The sequence below is a fragment of the Thioalkalivibrio sp. genome, assembly GCF_041690275.1.
In the GTDB taxonomy this organism is placed as follows: Bacteria; Pseudomonadota; Gammaproteobacteria; order Ectothiorhodospirales; family Ectothiorhodospiraceae; genus Thioalkalivibrio.
In genome coordinates this window covers 17,682-22,216 of sequence record NZ_JAWLHP010000052.1, presented here as the reverse complement: position 1 = coordinate 22,216, position 4,535 = coordinate 17,682, and the positions used below count along the sequence as shown (strand labels likewise).

At 67.2% G+C, this 4,535-nt stretch carries 4 protein-coding genes; 2 read left to right on the top strand and 2 right to left on the bottom strand.

Translation table 11 applies throughout. From position 1 onward, the window contains the following. Positions 1-147: 147 nt before the first annotated feature. Positions 148-558 (bottom strand): glutathione S-transferase N-terminal domain-containing protein, encoded by a 411-nt coding sequence (locus ACESMN_RS10570; protein WP_373053564.1) that lies wholly within the window; start codon positions 556-558, stop codon positions 148-150. Between the two features lie 79 nt (positions 559-637). Then, positions 638-1,336, bottom strand: a complete 699-nt coding sequence (locus ACESMN_RS10565; protein WP_373053563.1) for a murein L,D-transpeptidase catalytic domain family protein — start codon at positions 1,334-1,336, stop codon at positions 638-640. A 221-nt stretch (positions 1,337-1,557) separates the two neighbouring features. Here ACESMN_RS10565 and ACESMN_RS10560 point away from each other — a divergent pair, with 221 nt between their 5' ends. Next, positions 1,558-3,207, top strand: a complete 1,650-nt coding sequence (locus ACESMN_RS10560; protein ID WP_373053562.1) for a murein L,D-transpeptidase — start codon at positions 1,558-1,560, stop codon at positions 3,205-3,207. Positions 3,208-3,432: 225 nt separating this feature from the next. Further along, complete coding sequence (locus ACESMN_RS10555; protein ID WP_373053561.1) at positions 3,433-4,482, top strand: class I fructose-bisphosphate aldolase; 1,050 nt, start codon at positions 3,433-3,435, stop codon at positions 4,480-4,482. The last annotated feature ends 53 nt before the right edge of the window (positions 4,483-4,535 follow it).

Here is a 4,535-nt window from a genome sequence, read left to right as displayed (position 1 = left end):
GGGCCATCGCGGCCAGAGGCCGCTCCTACGCGGGCCGGGGCGAACGCACCAGGTGGCCAGCCCTCTGGGCGATTCCGCGCCTGCCGGATCCCATCCCGCTCGTCAATGCCCGGGTTACCAAGGGCTGTCCGGACTCGCCGGCGGCACTCAGCTCGCGGACTGGCTTGCCTCTTCCCCGAAGCGATCTTCCAGGTAACGGATGATGTCCCCGGATTCGTACATCCACTCGACGCTGCCGTCGGGCTGGGCAATGCGCAGGCAGGGGACCTGCGCCTTGCCGCCGCCCTCGATCAGGGCGTCGCGGTGTTCGCCTGCATGCTGGGCGTTGCGCAACTCGATGTTCAGTGCCAGACGCTTCATCGCGCGGCGCACCTTCACGCAGAAGGGACACGCGGGGAACTGGTAGAGAGCGAGTTCGCTGGTCTCGGCATCGACCCGGGCCTGATCCGCCGGGTCGCGTTCGATGCTCTTCGGTGTGGTCAACTTGTCTCCCAGCAGAAGGAAGGGGGTGAGGACCGTCCGCAGCGTGCGGAAGAAGTACCGGATAAGGATGCGCATGGCCGCAGAGGATGCCACGTCGGGCCATCGTCATCCAGTGGTGTTCCGGGCCGTCCGCGGGCCCAGGCCGGCATCGCGATCACGGCGTCAGGCTGACGATCCGGTCCGGCTGGCAATTGAGATACGCGGACGAGGCGAGCCACTCGGGATCGGGATAATAAGTGAACATGAACTGCCCGTTCTTCAGGCTGTCGACGACCACCTCCGCGATCTCGGGCCGCACGGCCGGACAACCCTGGCTGCGTCCGATGCGTCCCTGTCGCTCGATCCAGTCGGGATCGACGTAATCGGCGGCATGGATCACGATCGCCCGGTCACGCGCCCGGTCGTTCACGCCCGCCTCAAGCCCGTCCATGCGCAGCGAATACCCGTGCCGACCGAAATAGCTCTCCTGCGTGCGGAAGAGACCAAGGCTGGACTGGTGACTGCCGACCACATTGGAGAAGCGGGTCGCCTGGTTGCCGCCGGAATTCTGTCCGTGGGCGACGTAATCCTCGAGCAGCAGTTCCCTGTGCTGCAGATCGAAGATCCACAGTCGGCGTTCGGAAGAGGGGAGCGAGAAATCGACCACCGCGAGCCGGTCGGCCGGCTCTACCCCGTTGTTCACCGCACACTTCATCGCGGACACGGCCTTCTGCAGGACCTCCGGCTGTGCGGCCGGCGCCGCGCCCGACAGCGCCTGGACCAGCTGCTGCTCCCGGGAGTTGTCCGACGCAAGCGCCGGGGAGGCAACAAGGCCCGTGCTCAACAGGGCCAGCAACAGTCTGCGCATCATCATCACTCGCTTTCGTTCTCCATATCCGGTTGTTTTCTGAGGCGTGCCGTGGGCGATGCCCGTGTGTCCGCGGGTTCCGGCCGGCGGAACGGGCCGCTGCGGGACACGGTCCACTATTCAGGTATTGGCAAATCCCCGGCAGGACCTGCAGGCTGGGGGCGGAGCCTCCGGCGCGGGCCAAACAGCGCAATAGTCTAACATCCTGGTTAATGGAGAAAAATCGATTGTTCGGCTTCCGGTACACATTGCTGCTGGCGATTCTGCTGTTTCCGGCACTTCTGCCGGCCGCGGGGGCGGGCCAGACGGGGCCGAAGCAATATATCGAGGCGGCGCTGGTGCCCGCCGGAACCCAAGACGCCATGGCACGCACGGCCGGTGCCCTGGCCTGGTTCTACGCCGAGCGTGGTCATGCCCCGGCCTGGAACCGTGCGGAACGGCTGTCCGGGCTGCTCGAGGCACTGGAGGATCTCGCCCGGGACGGACTGGATCCGGAACGCTACCGGCTGTCGGAGCTCCGGGCACGGGTGGCCACCGCGGGAGATGGCGCGGCGGAGATCGCCTGCACTGATCTGATGGCCACCGAGGCCTACCTCGCCGCCTTGCTGGATCTCGCGCTGGGGCGAGTGGATCCGGATCAGGGCGAGCGGATCTGGCTGCGGGGTGACGAACCGGATGACGAATGGGAGGCGGAACGCCTGCGCGCGGTGATGCTGGCGGGCGGCATGCTGGATGACATCGAAGGGGCCTTCGATCGGGTCCGGCCATCCACCCGGCAATACCGGGGCCTGCGCGCAGGGTACGCCCGGATGATCGAGCGCGCACGCGCCCAGGACTGGCCGCGGGTGCCTTCCGGACCACTGTTGCGTGAGGGGGATCTGGATCCGCGCGTGCCTCTGTTGCGTGCGCGCCTGCAACTCGCGCCGCACACGGACCTCCCGGCGTCCGACAACGCAAACATGATGGATGCGGCGCTGGCTGCCGCGGTAGAGGCCTTCCAGGAGAGGCATGGGCTCGCACCGGACGGCATCGTGGGTCCCGACACCCTCTCTGCGCTGAACGTGCCGGCCGTCCAGCGGCTCGAACAGCTCCGCGTGAACCTCGAACGGATGCGCTGGCTTGCGCGCAGGCGCCCGGAGACCGGTGTGGTCGTGGACATCGCCGGCGCCCGGGTCGAGTACTGGCGTGAAGGCGAGGTCGTCTGGGAGGCCCGAGCCCAGGTCGGCCGGCCATCCCGACCCACCCCGCGCTTGAAATCGGAGGTGACGCACCTGACCTTCCATCCTCCCTGGACCGTGCCCCCGACCATCCTGCAGAAGGACATGCTTCCGAGGATTCGCCACGATGTTGGATACCTGGACCGCAACGGGATGAAGGTGCTGGATTACTCCGGGGCCGAACTGGATCCCGGCGAGGTGGACTGGGACCAGCCGGGTGGCATCCTGCTGCGCCAGGCGCCGGGTCCCGGGAATCCCCTCGGCAGGATCGCGATCCGCTTCCCGAACCCGTTTCTGGTGTACCTCCACGATACGCCCAGCAAGGAGACCTTTGAACGCCCCCGCCGGGCAGTGAGTTCCGGGTGCGTGCGCGTGGAGGACCCGGTGGAGCTGGCCCGCCTGCTGATCGGGGACGGCAGCGACACTGGTGCCGAGCATGTGGCCCGGCTCCTGGACGAGGGAGAGACGGCCAATTTTTACCTCACGCGTCCGGTGCCGATACTCCTCGGTTACTGGACTGCCGACGTGGCCGGGGACGGGAGTCTGCGCTTCCGGCCGGATATCTACGGGCGCGATGCGCGCATCGCCCGGGCGCTTGCGGAGCGGCCGCGGTCGGCGCGCTCGCCGCTCCAGTGCCCGGATGGCGGCGATCCGTCCTGAACCCTTGCGTGCGGGTGCCGGAAGATTCACCGGAATTCAATTCCGGGGGCAAGAATTCGCCTTCAGGGGCCAAAAGGGAGTGGCTTGCACCCTGGATCGTAGTGGAATCAAGGTTTTGCCCTGGTCCGACCCCCGGGTCCATACTGTTGAGGTCCGGGGGCGCTTGGCACGAATTGCGCCGCGTGCCGGCCCGGGAGCGCTGGCGGCGCGTCAGGAGGATTGGTCGTGACGGATGTACTCGAACTTCTCGGAAACGAGGCGGAGCACCTGCTGCAGCATGAGTGCAAGGGGATTCCGAAGGACATGCTGCAGGTCCCCGGACCCGATTACGTGGACCGCGTGGTCTCCCTGTCGGACCGCTCCCCGACGGTGATGCGCAACCTGCAGCTGATGTTCGATACCGGCCGACTGGCCGGCACCGGCTACCTGTCCATCCTGCCGGTTGACCAGGGCGTCGAGCACTCGGCCGGCGCCTCGTTCGCGCCCAACCCGATCTATTTCGATCCGGCGAGACTGGTGGAGCTGGCCATCGAGGGCGGCTGCAGCGCCGTGGCCTCGACCCTCGGCGTGCTCGGCTCGGTCTCGCGGCGCTACGCGCACCGCATTCCCTTCCTGGTGAAGCTCAACCACAACGAACTCCTCACCTATCCGGCCATTGCCGATCAGACCCTGTTCGCATCGGTGGAGCAGGCCTTCGACCTGGGGGCGGTTGCGGTCGGCACCACGGTCTATTTCGGCTCGGGGGAGTCCCGGCGGCAGATCCAGGAGGTCAGCGAGGCCTTTGCGCGGGCCCACGAACTGGGGCTGGTGACGGTGCTGTGGGCGTACCTGCGCAACGACGCCTTCAAGAAGGACGGTGTCGACTACCACGAGTCCGCGGACCTCACGGGGCAGGGGAACCACCTGGCCGCCACCATCGGCGCCGACATCGTGAAGCAGAAGCAGGCGACCAACAACGGCGGCTACAAGGCGATCGGGTTCGGAAAGACGCATCCGAAGGTGTACGACACATTGACCTCCGAACACCCGATCGATCTGGTGCGCTATCAGGTCGCGAACTGCTACATGGGCCGCGCGGGGATGATCAACTCGGGTGGCCCCTCGGGCGAGAATGACCTGCAGCAGGCGGTGCGCACCGCAGTGATCAACAAGCGCGCCGGCGGCATGGGTCTGATCTCGGGCCGCAAGGCCTTCCAGCGCCCGATGCAGGAGGGGGTGGCCCTGCTGAACCGGATCCAGGACGTCTATCTTGCGACCGATGTGACGATCGCCTGATCGGTCGACCGCCCGGCCCGGGGCCCGCGATGCCGGCCGCCCCGCGGCGCCGG

Coding starts and splice junctions, on each gene's coding strand:
- ACESMN_RS10570 (WP_373053564.1), bottom strand. CDS start 558: ATGCGCATCCTTATCCGGTACTTCTTCCGCACGCTGCGGACGGTCCTC.
- ACESMN_RS10565 (WP_373053563.1), bottom strand. CDS start 1,336: ATGATGATGCGCAGACTGTTGCTGGCCCTGTTGAGCACGGGCCTTGTT.